A 19,421-nucleotide genomic window follows, 5' to 3' on the forward strand; every position below is an offset into this window, starting at 1 on the left:
TTCTTGTGCTGCGGGAGGTTGTCGCTATGGATGTGCGCCGCTGGCTGCTGGTCGGGTTGTGCGCAGCCGTTTCGCTGGTGCAGGCCGAAGAAACCCGGGTGCCGGGCAAGGTGATGCTGGCCAGTGAGGAATGGAACGACTACACCAACAAAGACGGCAGCGGCCTGGCCTGGGATGTACTGCGCCAGGTGTTCGAACCCGCGGGTATTACCCTGCAAACCCGCAGCGTGCCGTATACCCGCTCGGTCGGCCTGGCCCAGCGCGGTGAGGTGGACGGCTGGGTCGGTTCCTACCGCGACGAAGCCCGCGACGTGCTCTACCCGCACTGGAATTTCGACTCCGACCACATTTACGCCCTCGGGCTGGCAACCACGCCGACGCCGAGTATCGCCACGCTGGGCAACTACCGCCTGGCCTGGGTGCGCGGTTACAAGTACGAGGAGTACTTGCCGAATGTGCACCGCTTCAACCAGATCGAACGGCGCGACGGCATCTTGCCGATGCTGCAACACGGTCGGGCCGACTTCTACATCGATGCCCACACCGAAGCCAAATTTGTCCTGAGCCAGTCGGGCAACCCCTCGCAATTCAAGCTCACCCACATCGCCGAACTGCCGCTGTACGTGGGCTTTGCCGATAATGACCGTGGGCGGGCATTGATGGCGGTGTATGACCAGCGCATGGCCGCGCTGGTCAGAAGCGGCGAGCTCAAGCCCATTTTCGAGCACTGGAAGCAGCCGTATCCGTTCTGACCTGCATAGAACCGGGACGAAGGCCAATCGAACCTATTGATCTTTATCAACGATAATTCAGCTTAAGCGTCTGTAGGAACCTGCTGTTACAATGACGCCCTCTGTGAAATCTGAAATCAGGAGCACACGGTGCCCGTCGTTTTCGTCGCCGCTTCCAAGCTGCCTACCCCTTTTGCCACGTTCACCATGAACGGCTTTCTCGAAGAAGCCACCGGCCGCGAGCACGTTGTACTCAGCCTCGGTGACATCGCCGACGGCGCCCCGGTGCTGGGCCGTGTGCACTCCGAGTGCCTGACCGGTGACGCCTTGTTCAGCCAGCGCTGTGACTGCGGCTCGCAACTGGAAGCCGCGCTGCGCGCCATCGCCCGCGAAGGTCGTGGCGTGCTGCTGTACTTGCGTCAGGAAGGCCGTGGCATTGGCTTGATGAACAAGATCCGCGCCTACGAGCTGCAAGACGGCGGCGCCGACACCGTGGAAGCCAACGAGCGCCTGGGCTTTGCTGCCGATCAGCGTGATTACGGCATTTGCCTGCCGATGCTGGAGCATCTGGGCGTGAAATCCCTGCGCCTGATGACCAACAACCCGCGCAAGGTCAAAGCCTTGACCGAGATGGGCATCACCGTGGCCGAGCGCGTGCCGCTGCACACCGGGCACAACCCGCACAACAAGCTTTACCTGGCGACCAAAGCCAGCAAGCTCGACCATATGATGGGCAACGAGCATCAGGGCGAGGTCGACCGCGCGTGACCCGTGGCCAGGTCAAACGGCGACTGTCCTTCAACTGGTGGCAGTACCTGGCCCTGGCGCTGCTCCCGCTGTTCGTGCTCAACCTGGTGTTCGGCCAGGCTGAATCTCTGCTTCCCGTGTTGGCCATGCCGTTGTTTATCGCCGGCGTGGCCTCGATGTTTCTGAGCCTGCGCTATTTTCACGGCTACAAACACGCGCTGATCGCGACCTCCAAAGCCCTCGACACGCCCGAAGAACCGGCCGCCTGGATTACCCTGGCGGCGCGTCGGCGCGCGGCGCTGCTGGTGGCCGCGTTACCCGCCTGGATCGGCGCGCTGGCCGTGTTCGTCGGCCTTGAGGCCGTGCCCCTGTTTTTGCTGGCGCTGTCCACGATGGTGCTGTTTTACCTCTATCGCATTCCGCGCCAACTCGGATGAAGCGCCACTGGCTGGCGGTCTTGCTGCTGGCGTTCTGTGCCCAGGCTTCGGCTGCCGAACGCGTGGTCAGCCTGGCGCCGTCACTGTCTGAAATCGTGGTTGAACTGGGCGCCGCCGACGTGCTGGTGGGCGTGCTCGACGGTGGTGACCGGCCAGCGCAATTGGCGACGGTGCCGTCGGTTGGGCACTACGGCCAGTTGGACATGGAGCGCCTGCTCAGCCTCAAGCCCGATCTGATTTTGCTGTGGCCCGGCAGCGTCGGTCCGGCCCAGCGCGAGCAACTGCAGCGCCTGAATATCCCGGTCTACGTGGCCGAGCCCCATAAACTTGAACAGCTGACCTCCCAGGTCCAGGCCATTGCCGAGCAGCTTGGGCGGCACGAGGCTGGCCGGCAATTGGCCGCGCAGTTGCGCCAACGCCTGGCCGAACTGCGCCAGCGCTATCAACGCACCGAGCCGTTGCGGGTGTTTTACCAGGTGTGGAATCAGCCGCTGTACACGGTGGGGGGCGGGCAGATCATCAGCGATGCGCTGACGGTGTGTGGGGCGCGTAATGTGTTTGATGACCTCAAGCTGCCTGCGCCGCAGGTCAGCGTCGAGTCCGTGCTACAGCGCGACCCCGAGATGATCCTGGTGGGCGACCAGGCCCAGAAGGATGACTGGAAGGTTTGGCCGGCGATGGCGGAGCGGGTGCGTTTGGTGCCCGATAAGGGCCTGGAGCGGCCGAGTGGGCAGATGGTGGAGGCGGTGGCGCGGTTGTGTCAGGTGATATCACCTAACCTGTGATACCGCCTTCGAGAGCAATCTCCCACATTTGATCTGTGAATACATTCAAAAATGTGGGAGCGGGCTTGCTCGCGAAGAGGCCTGTGCAGGTACTCATCGAATTTCGGGTGTCCAAGTGACCCCAAACATCCACACCCGACCCTCCTCACGGTAGTTCTGATTGTTCTCGTAATTGGGATCCTGATAGCTGTACATCGCCCGCGCATAGGACTTGTCCAGCACATTGTCGACCTTCAGCGACAGCAACACTTCCCGGTTCAACGCCCAGCTGCCGCGCAGGCCGAGCAAAGCATAGCCACCCAGACGATGGTTGTTTTCTGCGTCGTCATAGCTTGCGCTGAAAGCCTGCCAGCTAGCGCCCACTCCCAGTTTGTCGAACTGCCGATCCAGGTCCAGGCTCAGCGTACGCCGTGCCCGACGCTCCAGGGTGTGGCCGGTGTCCCGGTCACGCGGATCAATAATCGACATCCCCAGGTTGCCTTGCCAGCCAAACAGTTCTTGCTTGAGCGCCGCCTCGAAGCCATTGATCCGGGCCGATGCCACGTTGCGTGGAATGTAGAAATCCATCTGTTGCGCGACGATGGCGTCCTTCAGATCGGTGCGATACAGCGAGGTTTCCAGGCGCGTCGTCTCAGTCAGTTGGCTGCGCCATTGCAGCTCATAGCTCTTTGAATGTTCCGGCTTGAGGTTGGGGTTGCTGCTGCCGGGGTAATACAGGTCATTAAAGCTCGGCGCGCGGAAGCCTTCGCTGTAGGACAGCAACAGATCGTTATTCGGGTTGAGTGGCAGTGTGAGTGTGCCGCTCCAAGTGTTCTGGCTGCCGAATTGCTGGTTTGTGTCGTGGCGCAAGCCCAATTCGGTGGAGAACGCCTGCGAGGCGTAGCGGTGCTGGATGAACGCTGCACGGTTCCAGCGGCTATCGGCATCCAGGTCTTCGCTGGCGCGTACGCGGTCTTCGTACCAGTCACCGCCGAGGATCAGGCTGTTACGGTCATCCAGAGTCAGGTCGTTCTGCCAGTTCACTGAGTCGCGATAAGTGTTGAAGGCGCTGCCCTCATCGCTGAGGTGGTCGCGCTTCTTGTCACGGTTCTCGCTGTGGCCCAGCTCTAGCCTGGTCTGCCAACGGTCGTTGAGTCTGGCGTCGACATAGCCACTGGCACTGCTCACCGTGTAGTCGGTGTAGGGCTTCTGGCCGACGCTTTCGAAAATGCTGACGTAGCGCCCGAATGGATTGTCATATTCCGACTTGCCCCGGCCATCCAGCAGATTGAAGCCGACTTCCACATCATCGCTCAATGAATGGCTGAGGTTCAGGCTCAGTGATTTATTGCGGTAGGCGTCATGATCGCCATCGGTGGCAAACGACTCGTGGGTCCAGTTGATGCCTTGGGTTTCATCCAGGCTGGCACCCAGGTTGAAGCGGGTGCGTTCATCGCCACCCGACAAGCCCAGGCTGCGTTCCCAGGTCTGGTTGCTGCCAAAGCCCAGGTGCAGGCGGGGGTGAACACCCGCCTGTGCATTGCGCCGGGTAAAGATCTGGATAACCCCGCCGATGGCGTCGCTGCCGTAGATGACTGAGCGTGAACCGCGCAGTACTTCCACGCGCTCAATCTGATCGACGCTCAAATACTGCAAGCCGCTGTCACCCGAAGTGGCATTGGCGATGCGCTGGCCATCCACCAGCACCAGACTCTGGGCAGTCTTGGTGCCGCGAATGAAGATACCCGGCAAACTGCCGCGTCCGCCGGTTTGCGCCACTTGCACGCCAGGCACGCGGCTGAGCAGGTCGGTGACGCTGGTGGGCTGCAGGCGGTCGATGTCATCGCGGGTGAACACGGTGTTGGCGGCGCTGCTGTCGTTACGCGCCTGGACCTGGCGGTTGGCGCTGATGACGACGTCGGGGAGCTTCAGCGCGTTGTCGCGCTCGAAGTTGTCAGCCAGCAGGTCGGCGGCGGGGAGCAACAGCAAAGGCAGAGCGAAGTGAAGACGGGTCATGGGCTGTCCATAGCATTCAGCGGCGATACAAAACACCGGTGGGAGCTGGCTTGCCTGCGATAGCGGTTTACCAGGCACATGAATGTTGAATGTGCCACCCTCATCGCAGGCAAGCCAGCTCCCACATGTTGATTCGGTTCTTACCGGTAAGTCGGGTTACAGGCCCAGCAGCGTCATCCGCTCGTGCACCGAAGCCTCGATGCCGGCTTCATCCAGCCCGCACTCAGCCAGCATCTGCGCCGGCTTGGCGTGTTCGACGTACGCATCGGGCAAGCCCAGGTGCAGCACCGACTTGAGGATGTTCTCCCGCGCCAGGAACTCGCTGACTGCCGCGCCGGCGCCGCCCATGATGGCGTTTTCTTCGACGGTCACCAGCAATTCGTGACGACCGGCGATTTCGCGTACCAGCGCTTCGTCCAGCGGTTTGACGAAACGCATGTCGACCACGGTGGCGTCGATTTTCTCGGCCACTTTCAGGGCTTCGGCCAGTTGCACACCGAAGACCAGGAACGCGGTCTTGCTGCCTTGGCGACGCACAATGCCTTTGCCGATCTCGATAGGCTCCAGGTCCTTCTCGATCACCGCATTCGGGCCATTGCCACGCGGGTAGCGCACGGCGGCCGGGCCGTTGTAGAGGTGGCCGGTGCTGAGCATCTTGCGCAGTTCGTTTTCGTCGCTCGGCGTCATCACCAGCATGCCGGGGATGCAACGCAGGTAGGACAGGTCAAAGCTACCGGCGTGGGTCGGGCCGTCTTCGCCCACCAGGCCTGCGCGGTCGATGGCAAACAGGACGTCGAGGTTCTGCACCGCCACGTCGTGCACAAGCTGGTCATAACCGCGTTGCAGGAACGTCGAGTAAATCGCCACCACCGGCTTGGCGCCTTCGCAGGCCATGCCTGCGGCGAAGGTCACCGCGTGTTGCTCGGCAATCGCCACATCGAAGTAGCGCAGCGGGAAACGCTCGCTGAACGCCACCAGGTCGGAACCTTCCTTCATCGCCGGGGTAATGCCTACCAGGCGCGGGTCGGCGGCGGCCATGTCGCACAGCCACTCGCCAAACACACCGGAATACTTCGGCCCGCCAGCCTTTTTCGGCGCAGCAGCAGGGGCGTCCACGGGTTCAAGCTTGGTGATGGCGTGGTAACCGATCGGATCGACTTCCGCCGGGGCGAAGCCTTTACCTTTTTTGGTGACGATATGCAGGAATTGCGGGCCCTTGAGGTCACGCATGTTGCGCAGCGTGGCGATCAGGGTCGGCAGGTCGTGGCCGTCGATGGGGCCGATGTAGTTCCAGCCCAACTCTTCAAACAACGTGCCGGGCACCAGCATGCCCTTGGCATATTCTTCGGTGCGCCGGGCAATTTCCCACGCGCCGGGCAGACGCGAGAGCACCTTTTTGCTGCCTTCGCGCATGCTGGCATAGGTGCGGCTGGAGAGGATTTTGGCCAGGTAATTGGACAAACCACCCACGTTGCGCGAAATCGACATGTCGTTGTCGTTGAGGATCACCAGCATGTTGGCGTCCACTTCCGGCGCATGGTTCAGCGCTTCGAAGGCCATGCCGGCGGTCAGTGCGCCATCACCAATCACCGCAATCGCTTTGCGATCACTGCCTTGCAGGCGGGCGGCAATCGCCATGCCCAGCGCTGCACTGATGGAGGTGCTGGAGTGGCCGACGCCAAAGGTGTCGTACTCGCTCTCGGAGCGACGCGGGAAGGCGGCCAGGCCGTCCTTCTGGCGCAGGGTGCCCATGCGCTCGCGGCGGCCCGTGAGGATTTTATGCGGATACGCCTGATGGCCCACGTCCCACACCAGCCGGTCGTCCGGGGTGTCGAACACGTAATGCAGGGCGATGGTCAGCTCGATGACGCCCAGGCCGGCACCGAAATGCCCACCGGTCTGGCCGACCGTGTAGAGCAATTCCAGGCGCAACTCATCGGCCAGGGTTTCCAGCTCGGCTTCACCCAGTCGACGCAGGCCGTCCGGCGTGGCAGCACGGTCGAGCAGGGGCGTGGACGGGCGTTTGCGGGGAATCTCTTGAAACGTCGTGGGCATCAGGCGAATCGTTATAGGTATAGAAGAGGCGGCAGTTTACCTCAAGCATCGCAAACTGCCCACGCAGAGCGCCGAACTTGGCCGATATGCGGCGGTAATAGCCGCTGTGATCAGTGGCGGCGTTCGACGATATACCGCGCCAGGTCACGCAGCGGCTCGGCCGCCGCGTCGAAAGGTCGCAGGGCGTCCAGGGCCTGGTCGCGCAGTTCCAGGGCATAGGCCTTGGCGGCGTCCAGCCCGAGCAGCGCAGGATAGGTCGGTTTGTCCCGTGCGATGTCGGCACCTTGGCGTTTGCCCAGGGTCGCGGTGTCACTTTCGACGTCGAGGATGTCGTCCTGCACCTGGAACGCCAGGCCGATGGCCCGGGAATAGGTCTGCAAGGCGGCCAACTGCGCAGCGTCTGCGCGGCCACTGGCCAAAGCACCCAGTTCCACGGCGGCTTCAATCAACGCGCCGGTCTTGTGGCGGTGCATATGTTCGAGGGCTTGCTGGTCCAGCTTGAGGCTGACCGAGCCCATGTCGATCGCTTGCCCGCCGACCATGCCGGCCGGGCCTGCCGCGTGAGCCAGCTTAGTGACCATGCGCAGGCGGATCTCGGCGCTGACGCTGCTCAGGCGCGGGTCCAGCAAGGCGCTGAACGCCAGGCTTTGCAGGCCGTCACCCGCCAAAATCGCATAGGCTTCATCAAAGGCTTTGTGGGTGGTGGGCTGGCCGCGACGCAGATCGTCGTCGTCCATGGCCGGCAAATCGTCATGCACCAGGGAATAGGCGTGAATCAACTCCACGGCGCACGCTGCGCCGTTGGCTTCTTCGGCCGGCGCGCCAAGGGCTTCACACGCGGCATAGGCCAGCAACGGGCGAACACGCTTGCCACCATTCATCACGCTATAGCGCATGGCCTCATAGAGGCGGTTCATTTCCGGGCTGGGCGCAACAAACAAGGGGTCCAGCGCCGTATTCACCCGGGCTTGGCTACTGGCCTGATACGCGTCGATCATTCGGGCTGTTCCGCATCGAAAGGTTCTTCGGCCAACTCCCCGTCGCGTTCCAGCAGCACTTGCACCTTCTGCTCTGCCTGCGCCAGCGCGCTCTGGCAGTCGCGAGTCAGGCCAATGCCTTGCTCAAACGCTGTCAAAGAGTCTTCCAGCGACAACTCGCCGTTCTCCAGACGCTCGACCAGGGTTTGCAGGTCAGCGAGGGATTGTTCGAAATCGAGTGCAACTTTTTTGCGGGCCATGGCGGCTAATCCGGTAGACGGTAAACCGGCGCGACACTAGCAGACATGGGGATTCTGGGCAAATGAGCGGGTCAGTTGGCAGAAGTGAGTCAATCGCTCAAGTCATTGATTTGATAGCGCGTACTGCGGCCTCCGCCGGGCAACCGCACCAAGCAGTTTTTTTCCAGCAGATCAGCCAGGTGACGGGTCGCTGTGGCCTTGGACACCTTCGCGACAGCTTGGTACTGCGCTGCGCTGATGCCGTCTTTAAAGCCTTTTTCACCGCCGTCAAGCAGACGGTTGAGTACCTTGATTTGCTCGGCAGACAAAACGAGGTGTCGGTGCTGCTGCCAGAAACGTGTTTTGTCCAGGACGCGGTCGATCCGCTTTATGGCTTGCAACAGGCTGAGCAACAGCGTTTTGAGGAACCATTCCAGCCAGTCAGTGATATCCAGCGTGGCCTTCTGGTTGGACTCGAGTGCCTTGTAGTAACCGGGTCGGTCCTCCAGGATGCTGGCAGACATGGCATAAAAACGGATAGCCTGGTGCTCGCCTTGGGCCAGCGCCAAATCCGTGATTGCGCGTGTCAGGCGACCATTACCGTCATCGAAGGGATGCAGCGTGACAAACCAGAAATGCGCTACGCCAGCGCGGACCAGCGGGTCCAGTTCCGGTTGATCGCGACTGGTTTCGAACCATTCGAGAAAATCATTCAGCGCTTGTTCCAGGTTCCCGCGCGGCGGCGCCTCAAAATGCACGATCGGCCGATCAAGCCGCCCCGACACCACCTGCATTGGCTCCTCGCCGCGCAATGCCCCGACATTCAGTACTCGCGCTGCGTAACCTGCCTCTGGTGCTGGAAACAAAAGATGATGCCAGTTAAAAAGACGCGCGAGGGTGAAGGGTTGGGCGTATTGCTGGGTGGCATCCATCATCAATTCAGCCAAACCTTCGCTACGGCGGCTGACGCTGATATTTTTCAAGGGCTCCAAACCCAAACGCCGCGCCAGTGATGAACGTACCGAACCCACATTCAGTTGTTCCCCCTCGATTGCCGAAGAGGTCAGGATATTTTGCAGTAATGCATCCAGTTCGTTCTGCGCGTTGGCCGCTTGGCTCACGGTACCGAGCATGCCCAGCAGTTTCCCTTGGGCTTGCCCGCACTCACGCAAGAGAGTCGCCAGGCGCCCCGGTTGCCAGTGGAAGTGCGGCCAGTCGGCGTGTTGCCAGATCCAGAACGGATGATCCATGACTCGGTACCTGTAGCGTGAGCCGAATAGAAAGGTTATTCGGCTCATATTGTGAGCCGATTGTGCATTTTATTCGGCTCATCGTCCACTCAACCACCCATGCTCGATAAACGGTGGGTGGCTTTGTCAACATTCCATCAGGACTCGTTGCCGTGTGCCGTCGCCGCCCGCAGATAGTTGTAAACACTGGCACGGGAGATCTTGAAGTAGTCGCCAACGTAGTCGACAAAATTGCGTACATCCAATAAACCATGTTCCCGCGCCTGCACCAGCGCCTGGATGATTTCTGCGCGGCCAAAATCGCTCGGCTTCAGGTTATTGGAGGCTGCGACGGCTTCAACGATTTCATTGAGCTTTTCCCGCCAGTCGCCGCTGAACAGCGACTCGGGGCGCGTCTGGGATTGCTGGCCAACGGCGAAACCACTGATGAGCTTCTGCACCTGGGCCAGCGCGGTGACGTCGAAGTTCAGGCACAGCAGCGTTTTCGGCTCCCCGTCTTCAGCCCGCGCCACCATGGTGATCGAGCGCAGCTTGCGGCTGTTGGGACCGGTCTTTTCATAAGGCCCCACCACGTCCGGCCCGGCGGCCAATTCCGGCAGATCGGTGATCAGCGATTCATCGCCAACCTGGCGCCTGGAGAAGCCATTGGCGATATGGGCAATGCGCCCGCTGCGCAGGTCGTGCACCACCGCTTCCAGGTCTGGATAGAGCAGGGCGGCGATGCCGTCGGCGGTGGCCTTGATGAATGCGATATCGACCATGGGGTAACCGGGTACCGGAAATAGGAAAGGCGATTGTACGCAAGCGCCCAAACACTTGTCAGTTGGCGGCCTGCATCCGTTCCACTGCGAGGGTCGCCAAAGCGACATCCTGGGCGGCAAGGCCGGTCAGGTCGGCGATGGTCAGGTCTTCATCGCTGAAGCGCCCGCAGGCTTTGCCCGCCAGCACGTCGCCGAGAGAAACGTCGGCGTGGCCGGTAATCAAACCGGCCTTTACTGCATGGCTCATTTCGCCATGGTCCACGCATTGGGCGCGGTCGTCGGTCATCACTACTCGGGCCCGTTGCAGCAACACAGGGTCCAGTTCCTGTTTGCCCGGGCTATCGGCACCGAGGGCGACGATATGCGTGCCCGCGCGAACCACGGCTGAAGGTACAAGTGCTTCGGATGAGGGCGTGCAGGTAATCACCAGGTTGCACTGTGCGAAAACTTCTTCGACGCTGTCGGCTGTTTGGGCTTTCAATCCATGGTGCGCCAGGCTTTTGGCCAAGCGTTGCGCCCTTTGCGTACTGCGCCCCCAGATCACCACGCGCTCGATTCCGAGCAACTCGCAGGCCCAGCGCGCCTGCAGTTCAGCCTGGTGCCCGCTGCCGATAATCCCCAACGCGCTCACCTGCGAAGGCGCCCCGGCCCGGGCAGCCAGAGCGCCGGCTGCGGCGGTGCGCCAACTGGTCAGCCAGCCTTCGTCATTGAGTACGGCCAGGGTCTTGCCGGTGTGGGAGTCGAACACCAGCACCAGTCCGTTATTGGTCGTAAGGCCCCGGGACGGGTTCTCGTAAAACCCCATGGCCAGCTTGACCACAAACATCGAACCGTCCTTCGCGTAACCGGCCTTGATATGACAGTCCCCCGGCGGCTTCTCAAACAGCAACACGCCCGGCGGCGGCGCGACGATGCGCCCGTCAGCGTGGCTGATCAGCGCTTGTTCAACGGCCTGCAACATGTCTTTACGCAGCAAGGCGGTGCGCAACTCGCTGAGCCCGTAAACCGCCAGTGGTACCGGGCTCATCAAGTGCGCTCCCGCAGGTAATTGGCGAACACGCCGAGGCCCTCTTCCATCTGCGCGCGGCCGTAACCGATGCGAAAACGGTCTTGCGGCACCGGCCCGAGTTCCGAATGATAAATACTCGAGGGCAGCAACAACACGCCCGTGCGTTCAACCAGCTCATTGCAGAACACCTCGACCCCTTCAGCGCCCAGGTAGCGCGGGTAGGCAATGCAGCCGCCATCCGGGTGAGCCCACTCAAACTGCTCGGCAAACTCAGCAAAGAAGCCGTCCAGCAAGCCCAGATTGTGGCGCATCAATTGATGAATGCGCGCGAGGATTGTGTCCCGCGCCTTCAGCGCAATGATTGACAGCACCTCGCTCGGCCCCGAATTGCAGATCGACAGGTAATGTTTCATACGCTCCATGCGCAGCAGCAGCGCACGATCCTGACAAGCGATCCAGCCAATTCGCAGGCCGGGCAGACCATAGGGCTTGGACATCACCGCCAGCGACACCCCGCGCTCATACACATCCGCCACCGCCGGCAGCTGTTCGCCAAGCCCCAGCAGGCGATACGCCTCGTCGCTGAACAGGTAAATCCCGTGCAGGCGACACAAGGCTACCAACTGGTCGAAACGCTCACGCTCCAGGATCTTGCCGGTGGGGTTGTGAGGGAAATTGATGGAAATCAGCTTGGTGTTCGGCCGAATCGCGGCGGCCACTGCATCGATGTCCAGCGTCCAGTTTTGCGCCGGGTCCAGCGCCACGCCAGACACTTCGCAAATGCTTAAGGGGATGGTTTCCGCTGACTGGTAATTGGGCGTCAGCACAATCGCATGGTCGCCGGCATCGAGCAGCGCGTGCATCGCCACGTACAAGCCTTCCTCGGCACCGGCAAAACACAGCAAGTCCTTGGGCTTGAGCTGTTCGTAAGTCGATGCGATCACTTCCAGCAACGCCGGCAGGCCCCAGGTTTGCGTGTAGCCGAGCGGCAGATTCTCGAACGCCTCCCGGTCATCCGCGCTTGCCATCGCCAGCAATTCCTTGAGGGTGAGGCTCTGGGCGTCGGAAGCCGTCATGTGATAACGCGCAGAAAACTCCCACTTGGAAAAGTAGGTTTCGAGCTTGAAATCGGGGAGGGTGGCCATGGCGCGTTTCCTGAAGATGAGCGAGGTCAGAAAGGCGACATTAGCTGGATGTATATAATTTGTCTAATGTGTATTTTTAGTCTAATTGAGGGGTTTAGAGAAATTTAAAGTGCCAGCAGGACGATTCTGTAAGTCGTGCGAGGTCATTCCTGGAGTGCTCATAGCCCCTTGTGACCGCAAAGGTCCCTGACTAGCCTGCCTTGCGTCTCAATGATCGGGTCAGTCCGTTTTGTCGCGAAGCCCGCGCCTGAAACCCAAGAGTGAAACTGGAATGAGCGAAACCTCTATCGGCTTGATTGCGCCTCCTGCGGGTTACAGCGATTGGCTAAGTGAACTCAAACTGCGCATCCACACAGCCCAGCAGCGTGCGACGCTGGCGGTGAACCGTGAACTGGTGCTGCTCTACTGGCAAATGGGCAACGATATTCTGACCCGCCAGGCAGAGCAGGGCTGGGGAAGCAAAGTGATTGATCGCCTTGCTCAGGATTTGCGTGCAGCGTTTCCCAAAATGAAAGGTTTCTCGCCACGTAACCTTAAATACATGAGGTCTTTCGCCGAAGCGTGGCCGGACGCAGAATTTGTGCAAGGGGTGCTTGCACAATTGCCGTGGTACCACCAGATAGCTCTCCTGGACAAACTCCCCGGCCCCGAAACCCGCCGTTGGTACATCGCCCAAGCGATCGAACACAGCTGGTCGCGCAACACGCTCGTCATGCAAATCGAAGGTCGCCTGCTGGAGCGCAGTGGCAAGGCCGTCAGCAACTTTGAGAGCCACCTGCCCAAACCCATGTCCGATCTGGCCCGTGAGTCGCTGAAAGATCCCTATCGCTTTGACTTTCTCAGCCTCGCCCTGGATGCGCAGGAGCGCGATATAGAAAACGCGTTGATCAAGCACGTCACTGACTTTCTGCTGGAGTTGGGAGCCGGTTTCGCCTTCGTCGGCCAGCAGGTGCTACTGGATGTGGGGGGAGACGAGTTCTTCGTCGACCTGCTGTTCTATCACTTGAAGCTGCGTTGCTATGTAGTGATCGAACTCAAGGCCGGAAAATTCAAGCCGGAGCACTTGGGCAAGTTGGGTTTTTATCTTGCTGCGGTGGATGCCCGGCTCAAGCATCGGCAGGATGGGCCAACCATTGGCCTGTTGCTGTGCAAGAGCAAAAATGAAGTGGTCGCTGAATACGCATTGCGCGATAACAATCGACCTATCGGCGTTGCGGAATATCAGTTGGTGGAATCTTTGCCCGCGGAGCTGCAAACGAGTTTGCCAAGCATTGAACAGATAGAGCGGGAGTTGGCGGGTTAGCGATTAAGGTCAAAGCGATACCTGTGGCGAGGGAGCTTGCTCCCGCTGGGCCGCGAAGCGGCCCCAAAGAGGGGACTGCTGCGCAGTCCAGCGAGAGCAAGCCTCCTCGCCAGAGGTACGGTGTTCACCCGCAACTCACGGTATGTGGATCAAGCCGTTTTCTTGCTCCCCGAATCCATATCCGTGCTGCCCCAAGGCCGCCAATCGTCGGTATGCCGCTCGCTGCCATGAGGGCCGCTGGAGCTGGTGCCGCCCGCCAGGAATTTCTCCCATAGGTTCTTGCTGTCGGGGTCGCCGTCCTTGTGCAGGTGAGGCGCCAGGCGAGCCAGCGAGCTGCCTTTCTTGTCTTCGGTTTCCTTGAAGTGTTTCCACTCGTCCGACTGGTATTCAAACATCGACTTGTCGTCCGGCGTGTCCCGGCCGCCGTACATGTAGCTGGCGTAGCGGGCGTATTCGAGCTTGTCGCCCCAGTCGTCCTTGGTCACGCCAGCGGCGGCGAGGTCTTTGAAGAACTGGCCTTGTGAGTCTGTGAGTTTCTGCATTTTGGCGTGTTCGACCGCTTCGGCAATCAGGGTGCCTGCAATCCCGAAAATCACACCGGCCACGGCGAAAACCGGCCCGGCAATACGGGCGCCCATGGCGAGCCCGCGTACGACGGTGGCGGCCACATCACCAGCCAGTTTGCCGGCCAGGTGAGCGCCTTTGGGGGCGAACATCGAGATGGTATTGGCAATGGCCATACCGGTACCGGATGCACCGCCGCCCAGCGTGAAGGCGGCGTCGGTTTTCTCCAGTGCGGTCTTGGCATTCTTCAGTTTGCGGGCACCGGAAACGATGTCCATCACGCCGCCGGTCAAATCCAGGCCGGCGCCGCCCATAAAGCGCAGGAACGAGCGACCGGAGGCGATCGCAATTTCGGATTTGGACGCCGGGCTACCTTTGCCGGGGATGTTCTTGGCGCCCATCTGTTCGCCAAGGGATTTGGCGGCGTTGTCATATTCCTTGACCTCATCGGCCGACAGGTTGCCCACGTCGAGTTTCTTGAGGGTTTCGGAAGACTCCTTGACTTGGGTACTGATGGAGGCGGCCAGTGCGTCGGATTTTTCAGCGGTTTTCTTGCCCCAGATGTCCGGCAGGTTCTCGTCGATCAGACCGAGCCATTCAGTCGCTTTGATTTTCGGCGGGCCTTTACCGTCGGTGTCCACGGCAGGGTCATAGGTTTTGCTGCCCCCCAGGGTTTCCACGATGTTCGAGCCGAACTTGAGGAAGTCGTTGGTAAAGCTCAAGCCGGAGACCAGATCTTTCGCGGCGGCGATTTTCTGGTCGTCGGTCATGTTGGCGCCGCCATTGGCGAGCTGCAGGGCGCCGCTGACCAAGTTCATGGTGCCTGCCATGGCACTCAGCCCGCCGGTGGAGCTGGCGGTGTGCAGCATCGTCTTCAGGGAACCGGCGGCCGCTTCGCGATTGGCGCCCAGGCCTTTGAGTTGAGTATCGACAATCTTGTCGATGGCCTTCGCGTCCCCGCTGGCGGCTGCGAGGCGAATGGCCGCTGCAATCTGTTTGTTTTCCCCGGGGGTCAGCCCTTTGATATGGCCGTCAAGGATGTCGATTTCATCTTTCATCTTTTTGTACATGTCGTACGTTTTGTCGCCCTTGTCCAGGGCGCCGAGGGTGGCGTTGATGCCGCCCTTGACCATGGTGAACGTGGCCTTCAGCCCGCTTTCGGCGTTTTCCGGCGATACCTTGTCGGGGTTTTCCATGTAGGTGTTGAGCTGGTGCGTCATCATGTTCTGGTCGAACGTCTGGCGGCGCGCGGTGTAGCTGTCCGGTTCAAGGATGCGCAGCGATTCGAAGTAGCGGTCTACGTCCAGCTCGGCCATTTCGGCTTTTTTAGGGTCGCCCGAGTCATTCATGGCGATCACATAGTCTTCGAAGTTCAAGTTGGCGTCGCGGGTGCCGTCTTTGAACAGTGCCGGGAAAACTTGTTCGCGTACTTCGTTCAATCGATCCTCGGACAAACTACCGACACTTTTCTTTAGTTCGGCGTCGTAGCGGTCCTTAATGCCTTCTTTACCCATCAAGGTGGAAATTTCTTTGGCGAGTTTTTCTTCGTCAACCATCTCCTTGACGTCTTTGCCGTTCAGCTTGGTCGGGCTCTTATCGGTTTCGCGGTAAGTGCCGCTGCCCAGGTTAATGCTCTCGGCGTAACCGTAAAGATCGTAGCCATTGTCCAGCGCGGCCTGGGCGTCCATCAACTTGACGATCTTCGCTTCATCCGAGTCTTCGGCCAGCTTGCCGCTCTTGATGTCGTCGCGGATGCCCTGCACAAAGTTCTCGGCGGTCTGGCCGCCCACGGTCTTGTCGTTGGGCAACTCCATGTCCATCAAGCCTTCGGCGCCGAAGGTGGGGATGTTGTACTTGTCGCGCAGGGCCTGCACGTCTTGCGGCTCATCGGGTGGCGCGGCCTTGTCGGTGTGCGTCGCGTCTTTGACGTGCATCAGGTCGCCCTTGAGGCTCGAGTACCCGTACTTGCCGAAATCCTGCAAGCGGCCGGCCTCGGTGCCGTGGCGGGCTTCCTTGTCTTTGGTGAAACCATCGATGCTGTCGTTGTCTTTGTTGCGGGCGTCGTAACCGGTGAGCAGCTTGCCGTTCTCGTCGAGGCTGACCACATGCTCCAGGACTTGGGTGGCGCGGTACGCAGCGTCGGCGTCGTTCTCGAAATCACCGACCTGTTTTTTCAGGTTGTCCTTCACGTCGCTCTGGTTGCCGAGGTTTTTCAATAGCGGCGTGGCGTCGATGATTTCCTTGGCCGAGCGCGTGTCACCGTCGGGGCGTTTCTGCTTGTCGCCCAGGTCCGACTTCACCACTTCGCCGCGCAGGCTTGAGTAACCGTATTTGCCAAAGTCCTGCAAGCGCCCGGCTTCGGTGCCGTGCCGAGCCTCGCCGTCCTTGGTGAACCCGTCGATGCTGTTGTTGCCGACATTTTTGCCGTCGGTCAGTTTGCCGTCTTCGTCGATATACTCGACATGCTCCAGCACCTTGGAGGCGCGATAGGCGGCGTCTGCGTCTTTTTCAAAATCGCCGACTTGTTTTTTAAGGTTGTCTTTCACGCCGCTCTGGTTGCCCAGTTGGCTGAGCAGGGGGGTGTCCTTGATGATTTGTTCTGCCGAACGGGTGTCACCTTCGGGACGTTTCTGGCCCTTGCCCAACTCATCCGTCGGTTTGGGTTTGGGCGCTGTGGCGGCGTTTTTGACGGATTTTTCCCAGGCAGCGACCTTGGTTTTATCAGTGCCCTCGGCGTCCTTTGGGGTGGGTTCTACCTTCGCTACCATGGTCATGCTCCTGAGTTGATTGTTGCGCTTAAAGCGCCGCCAGTAAGGGTGTATCAGTGTTAATCCTTTTAAATCGAACAGAGCTCTACAACTTCCCGGGCAAGTGCCCGGAACTTATTAGTCAATAACAAGGACATGCCGCTAGTTGTTCGACGGCTGTTGGTAAGTGCGGTGAATCAGAGTGATTTGGAACTTAGCACGGGGAATTGCCGAATTCGCAAAGTCTTCACAACAATTCACAACGCCGATAGCCTGTTTAGAACCTTGACCGTGTAATACCGGCACACGCGAAAAAGCCTGCGGTTGAGCGCAGGCTTGTTCTAGAGCGGGGTGTAGCTTAGTGCGTGCGGTGAGTGCCGAATAACCGTTCATCAGGTTGCGGTAGTTCGGAATCCGCTGGGACAACAAGTTGCCCAGGCCTTCGATGTCGTTGCGCCAGTCGCGATGCAACTCACACGCCACCGAAAACCAGTTCATCAGTTGCGCACCGGCCTGCGTCATCCGGCTCCAGGCCGCTTGCTGCACCGTGGTGTTGAAAGTGCCCGAAGCGTCCGTCACCACAAACACCTCAAACCCTTCCGCCAGCGCCGACAGCGTGGGGAACGCTACGCAGACATCCGTGACCACACCGGCAATGATGATCTGTTTGCGCCCGGTGGCTTTGATCGCCTTGACGAAGTCTTCGTTGTCCCACGCGTTGATCTGGCCAGGGCGAGCGATGTAGGGCGCGTCCGGGAACATTTCCTTCAATTCCGGCACCAGCGGACCATTGGGGCCTTGCTCGAAGCTGGTGGTGAGGATGGTTGGCAGGTTGAAGAACTTGGCCAGGTCGGCCAGGGCCAGCACGTTGTTCTTGAACTCATTGGGCGAGAAGTCCTGCACCAGGGAAATCAGGCCGGTCTGGTGGTCGACCAGCAACACGATGGCGTCGTCTTTGTTCAAGCGGTTGTAGGTTGGAGTGCTCATGGTTGAAATCCTTTTTGTTTGGGTGGGTTGGGCGTTGCGTTCAACATGGGCACAGATTAATGGGTGGCTTGCGGGGGATAAATCGGCTGTGGTGCGTAATTCTGTCAACTGAAAAGAGACAATGATAAAAAATTGATGCAAAAAATCTCACGCGTGAGCTATTGAGCGCATCGAAAATTGCCTGTAGATTTTCTCACGCGTGAGTTTTTCACAACGAGGCCAGTACATGAAAAGCAGCTCTCCATCGAGCCCGTCTGAAGGGCCCGATTCCGATTCAGCAAGCCTTCAGGGAGAGCGCTCAAAACCGTCCGCGAAAAAGCCGTCGAGCTTTTACATGAAGCAGATGCGCGCGGGCCTGGCGGCCGCCGGGTATGTGAAACACGAAACTTGGGTGCTTCCCGAAAACCGAAGCTTGCTCAAGCAGATGGAGAAACAGCTTCGCCAGCCGATTCTGGCTGGCTCATTCATGTCGGAGAATTTCATGAGCGCAGGTAACAACTGGAATATCGACCGCCTTTTCACGGCGCTTCAGGCCCTGGACGACGTGGTTTCCAACGACATCACGCTTTCTCTGGTTCAAGGCTCCGAGTCCAGCATCAAGCTGGAAATGAACGACTTCGGTGGCTTGCCGATTTACATCGCGGTGGTGGGCGAACAGATCATCGTCGACACCGTGCTGGTCGACGTCGAGTCGATCAACGACGTGCAAAAATTCAATGACGCCGTGCTGCGCAGCCGGGAAATGTTCCCGCTGTCTTCGATCGGCATCGAGTCGATGCCCAACGGCCAGGTTGTCTACAACATGTTCGGTGCATTGAGCTCCGACTCCAGCCTGACCAACATCGTGACCGAGGTGAAAACCCTGGTCGACAACGTGCAGCGCGCCAGCGAAGCCTTCGAACGTTTCTTCAATTAAGTATTCGGGAGTATCCAATGACTCAGTCCATCTGGAGCAAGCTGTTCACCGCGCTGCGTGGCGGTGCCAGCGAAGTCGGCGAATCGATCGTCGACCAGCAAGCCCTGCGCATCCTTGACCAGGAAATTCGCGATGCCGACACCGCGCTGGCCAATGCCAAGCGTGAGTTGGTCAGCATCATGGCCAAGCACAAACTGGCGAATGATCGCGTCGGTGAATACGACGCCAAGATCAAGGACCTGGAAACCAAGGCGATGGCCGCCATCCAGGCCAACCGCGAAGACCTGGCCCTGGAAGTGGCCGAAGCCATTTCGACCCTGACCACCGAACGCGACGCGGAGCAAAAGCAGACCGCTGAATTTGGTGGTTACGCCGAAAGCATGCGTAAAGACATCACCAAGGCCGAAAGCCGGATCAAAAGCCTGCGCCAGCAAGTGGACATGGCCAAGGCGCGTGAAAGCGTGCAAAAGGCCCAGGTCAGCGCGTCCATCGCCAGTGGCGGTGCCAATGGCAAACTGGAAACCGCGGTCGGTACGCTGAACCGCCTGCAGGCCAAGCAGCAGCAACGCGCCGCCGAACTGCAAGCCCAGGACGAGCTGGCCGAGGCTTCCACGGGCACTGATCTTGAGCGCAAGCTGCGCGAAGCCGGCATCACGCCGAATGAAGGCAGCGCCAATGCGATTCTGGAGCGTCTGAAGCAAAAGTCGGCTGAGTAAATAAAGCCGCAACAGGAGGGGCCTATTCTCGGCCCTTTCTTTTTTATATCGAGGTCA

The 19,421-nt window shown here is 59.8% G+C and carries 16 protein-coding genes and 1 pseudogene; 7 read left to right on the forward strand and 10 right to left on the reverse strand.

Features of this window, described 5'->3' with window-relative positions; genetic code table 11:
• Positions 1-26: 26 nt before the first annotated feature.
• From AB4P94_RS09850 to AB4P94_RS09865, 4 genes are all read left to right on the forward strand, one after another.
• Positions 27-752, forward strand: coding sequence for a substrate-binding periplasmic protein (locus tag AB4P94_RS09850; RefSeq protein ID WP_395610354.1), 726 nt, complete (start codon positions 27-29; stop codon positions 750-752).
• A gap of 129 nt (positions 753-881) precedes the next feature.
• A complete protein-coding gene (gene ribA, locus AB4P94_RS09855) occupies positions 882-1,499 on the forward strand; it encodes a GTP cyclohydrolase II (protein WP_123717382.1) in 618 nt (205 codons plus the stop codon).
• Positions 1,496-1,915 (forward strand): MFS transporter, encoded by a 420-nt coding sequence (locus tag AB4P94_RS09860; protein WP_395610355.1) that lies wholly within the window; start codon positions 1,496-1,498, stop codon positions 1,913-1,915. The genes ribA and AB4P94_RS09860 overlap by 4 nt, the downstream gene beginning before the upstream one ends.
• Positions 1,912-2,700, forward strand: a complete 789-nt coding sequence (locus AB4P94_RS09865; RefSeq protein WP_395610356.1) for a cobalamin-binding protein — start codon at positions 1,912-1,914, stop codon at positions 2,698-2,700. The genes AB4P94_RS09860 and AB4P94_RS09865 overlap by 4 nt, the downstream gene beginning before the upstream one ends.
• A gap of 93 nt (positions 2,701-2,793) precedes the next feature.
• On the opposite strand, the gene AB4P94_RS09870 is transcribed toward AB4P94_RS09865, so the two are convergent.
• The 8 genes from AB4P94_RS09870 to AB4P94_RS09905 all read right to left on the reverse strand — a co-directional run bounded on the left by AB4P94_RS09870 (position 2,794) and on the right by AB4P94_RS09905 (position 12,131).
• The gene (locus AB4P94_RS09870; protein ID WP_395610357.1) at positions 2,794-4,695 is read right to left on the reverse strand and encodes a TonB-dependent receptor domain-containing protein; all 1,902 of its coding nucleotides are present in this window, start codon (positions 4,693-4,695) and stop codon (positions 2,794-2,796) included.
• Positions 4,696-4,851: 156 nt separating this feature from the next.
• A complete protein-coding gene (gene dxs / locus AB4P94_RS09875) occupies positions 4,852-6,750 on the reverse strand; it encodes a 1-deoxy-D-xylulose-5-phosphate synthase (RefSeq protein WP_395610358.1) in 1,899 nt (632 codons plus the stop codon).
• A 110-nt stretch (positions 6,751-6,860) separates the two neighbouring features.
• Positions 6,861-7,748, reverse strand: coding sequence for a (2E,6E)-farnesyl diphosphate synthase (ispA, locus tag AB4P94_RS09880; protein WP_395610359.1), 888 nt, complete (start codon positions 7,746-7,748; stop codon positions 6,861-6,863).
• Entirely contained in the window at positions 7,745-7,987 is a 243-nt protein-coding gene (locus AB4P94_RS09885; protein WP_003176346.1) for an exodeoxyribonuclease VII small subunit, read from the reverse strand. Before AB4P94_RS09885 ends, ispA begins: the two co-directional genes overlap by 4 nt.
• A gap of 89 nt (positions 7,988-8,076) precedes the next feature.
• Entirely contained in the window at positions 8,077-9,216 is a 1,140-nt protein-coding gene (locus AB4P94_RS09890; protein ID WP_395610360.1) for a Fic family protein, read from the reverse strand.
• A 137-nt stretch (positions 9,217-9,353) separates the two neighbouring features.
• Positions 9,354-9,977 (reverse strand): transcriptional regulator, encoded by a 624-nt coding sequence (locus AB4P94_RS09895; RefSeq protein WP_395610361.1) that lies wholly within the window; start codon positions 9,975-9,977, stop codon positions 9,354-9,356.
• A gap of 58 nt (positions 9,978-10,035) precedes the next feature.
• Positions 10,036-11,004, reverse strand: a complete 969-nt coding sequence (locus tag AB4P94_RS09900; RefSeq protein ID WP_395610362.1) for an ornithine cyclodeaminase family protein — start codon at positions 11,002-11,004, stop codon at positions 10,036-10,038.
• Complete coding sequence (locus AB4P94_RS09905; RefSeq protein ID WP_395610363.1) at positions 11,004-12,131, reverse strand: aminotransferase class I/II-fold pyridoxal phosphate-dependent enzyme; 1,128 nt, start codon at positions 12,129-12,131, stop codon at positions 11,004-11,006. Before AB4P94_RS09905 ends, AB4P94_RS09900 begins: the two co-directional genes overlap by 1 nt.
• Positions 12,132-12,402: 271 nt before the next feature.
• Here AB4P94_RS09905 and AB4P94_RS09910 point away from each other — a divergent pair, with 271 nt between their 5' ends.
• Entirely contained in the window at positions 12,403-13,434 is a 1,032-nt protein-coding gene (locus AB4P94_RS09910; protein WP_395610364.1) for a YhcG family protein, read from the forward strand.
• A gap of 149 nt (positions 13,435-13,583) precedes the next feature.
• On the opposite strand, the gene AB4P94_RS09915 is transcribed toward AB4P94_RS09910, so the two are convergent.
• Together AB4P94_RS09915 and ycaC are read right to left on the reverse strand one after the other, a co-directional pair.
• Positions 13,584-16,766, reverse strand: a complete 3,183-nt coding sequence (locus AB4P94_RS09915) for a hypothetical protein (RefSeq protein WP_395610365.1) — start codon at positions 16,764-16,766, stop codon at positions 13,584-13,586.
• Positions 16,767-17,126: 360 nt separating this feature from the next.
• Positions 17,127-17,732 (reverse strand): annotated as a pseudogene (gene ycaC / locus AB4P94_RS09920) (isochorismate family cysteine hydrolase YcaC); the annotation flags it as partial.
• A gap of 334 nt (positions 17,733-18,066) precedes the next feature.
• Here ycaC and AB4P94_RS09925 point away from each other — a divergent pair.
• Positions 18,067-18,648: a YjfI family protein gene (locus tag AB4P94_RS09925; protein ID WP_395610366.1), complete on the forward strand. Its 582-nt coding sequence runs from the start codon at positions 18,067-18,069 to the stop codon at positions 18,646-18,648.
• 17 nt (positions 18,649-18,665) lie between these two features.
• Positions 18,666-19,364, forward strand: coding sequence for a PspA/IM30 family protein (locus tag AB4P94_RS09930; protein WP_395610367.1), 699 nt, complete (start codon positions 18,666-18,668; stop codon positions 19,362-19,364).
• The last annotated feature ends 57 nt before the right edge of the window (positions 19,365-19,421 follow it).

This window comes from Pseudomonas sp. B22129, assembly GCF_044218875.1.
Classification (GTDB): Bacteria; Pseudomonadota; Gammaproteobacteria; order Pseudomonadales; family Pseudomonadaceae; genus Aquipseudomonas.

What these genes read in the sequence shown, in the direction of transcription:
- AB4P94_RS09890 (WP_395610360.1), bottom strand. Translation starts at nt 9,216, where the DNA reads ATGGATCATCCGTTCTGGATCTGGCAACACGCCGACTGGCCGCACTTC.
- AB4P94_RS09885 (WP_003176346.1), bottom strand. Translation starts at nt 7,987, where the DNA reads ATGGCCCGCAAAAAAGTTGCACTCGATTTCGAACAATCCCTCGCTGAC.
- AB4P94_RS09865 (WP_395610356.1), top strand. Translation starts at nt 1,912, where the DNA reads ATGAAGCGCCACTGGCTGGCGGTCTTGCTGCTGGCGTTCTGTGCCCAG.
- AB4P94_RS09870 (WP_395610357.1), bottom strand. Translation starts at nt 4,695, where the DNA reads ATGACCCGTCTTCACTTCGCTCTGCCTTTGCTGTTGCTCCCCGCCGCC.
- AB4P94_RS09905 (WP_395610363.1), bottom strand. Translation starts at nt 12,131, where the DNA reads ATGGCCACCCTCCCCGATTTCAAGCTCGAAACCTACTTTTCCAAGTGG.
- AB4P94_RS09900 (WP_395610362.1), bottom strand. Translation starts at nt 11,004, where the DNA reads ATGAGCCCGGTACCACTGGCGGTTTACGGGCTCAGCGAGTTGCGCACC.
- AB4P94_RS09910 (WP_395610364.1), top strand. Translation starts at nt 12,403, where the DNA reads ATGAGCGAAACCTCTATCGGCTTGATTGCGCCTCCTGCGGGTTACAGC.
- AB4P94_RS09925 (WP_395610366.1), top strand. Translation starts at nt 18,067, where the DNA reads ATGAAGCAGATGCGCGCGGGCCTGGCGGCCGCCGGGTATGTGAAACAC.
- AB4P94_RS09915 (WP_395610365.1), bottom strand. Translation starts at nt 16,766, where the DNA reads ATGGTAGCGAAGGTAGAACCCACCCCAAAGGACGCCGAGGGCACTGAT.
- AB4P94_RS09930 (WP_395610367.1), top strand. Translation starts at nt 18,666, where the DNA reads ATGACTCAGTCCATCTGGAGCAAGCTGTTCACCGCGCTGCGTGGCGGT.
- dxs (WP_395610358.1), bottom strand. Translation starts at nt 6,750, where the DNA reads ATGCCCACGACGTTTCAAGAGATTCCCCGCAAACGCCCGTCCACGCCC.
- ispA (WP_395610359.1), bottom strand. Translation starts at nt 7,748, where the DNA reads ATGATCGACGCGTATCAGGCCAGTAGCCAAGCCCGGGTGAATACGGCG.
- AB4P94_RS09850 (WP_395610354.1), top strand. Translation starts at nt 27, where the DNA reads ATGGATGTGCGCCGCTGGCTGCTGGTCGGGTTGTGCGCAGCCGTTTCG.
- AB4P94_RS09895 (WP_395610361.1), bottom strand. Translation starts at nt 9,977, where the DNA reads ATGGTCGATATCGCATTCATCAAGGCCACCGCCGACGGCATCGCCGCC.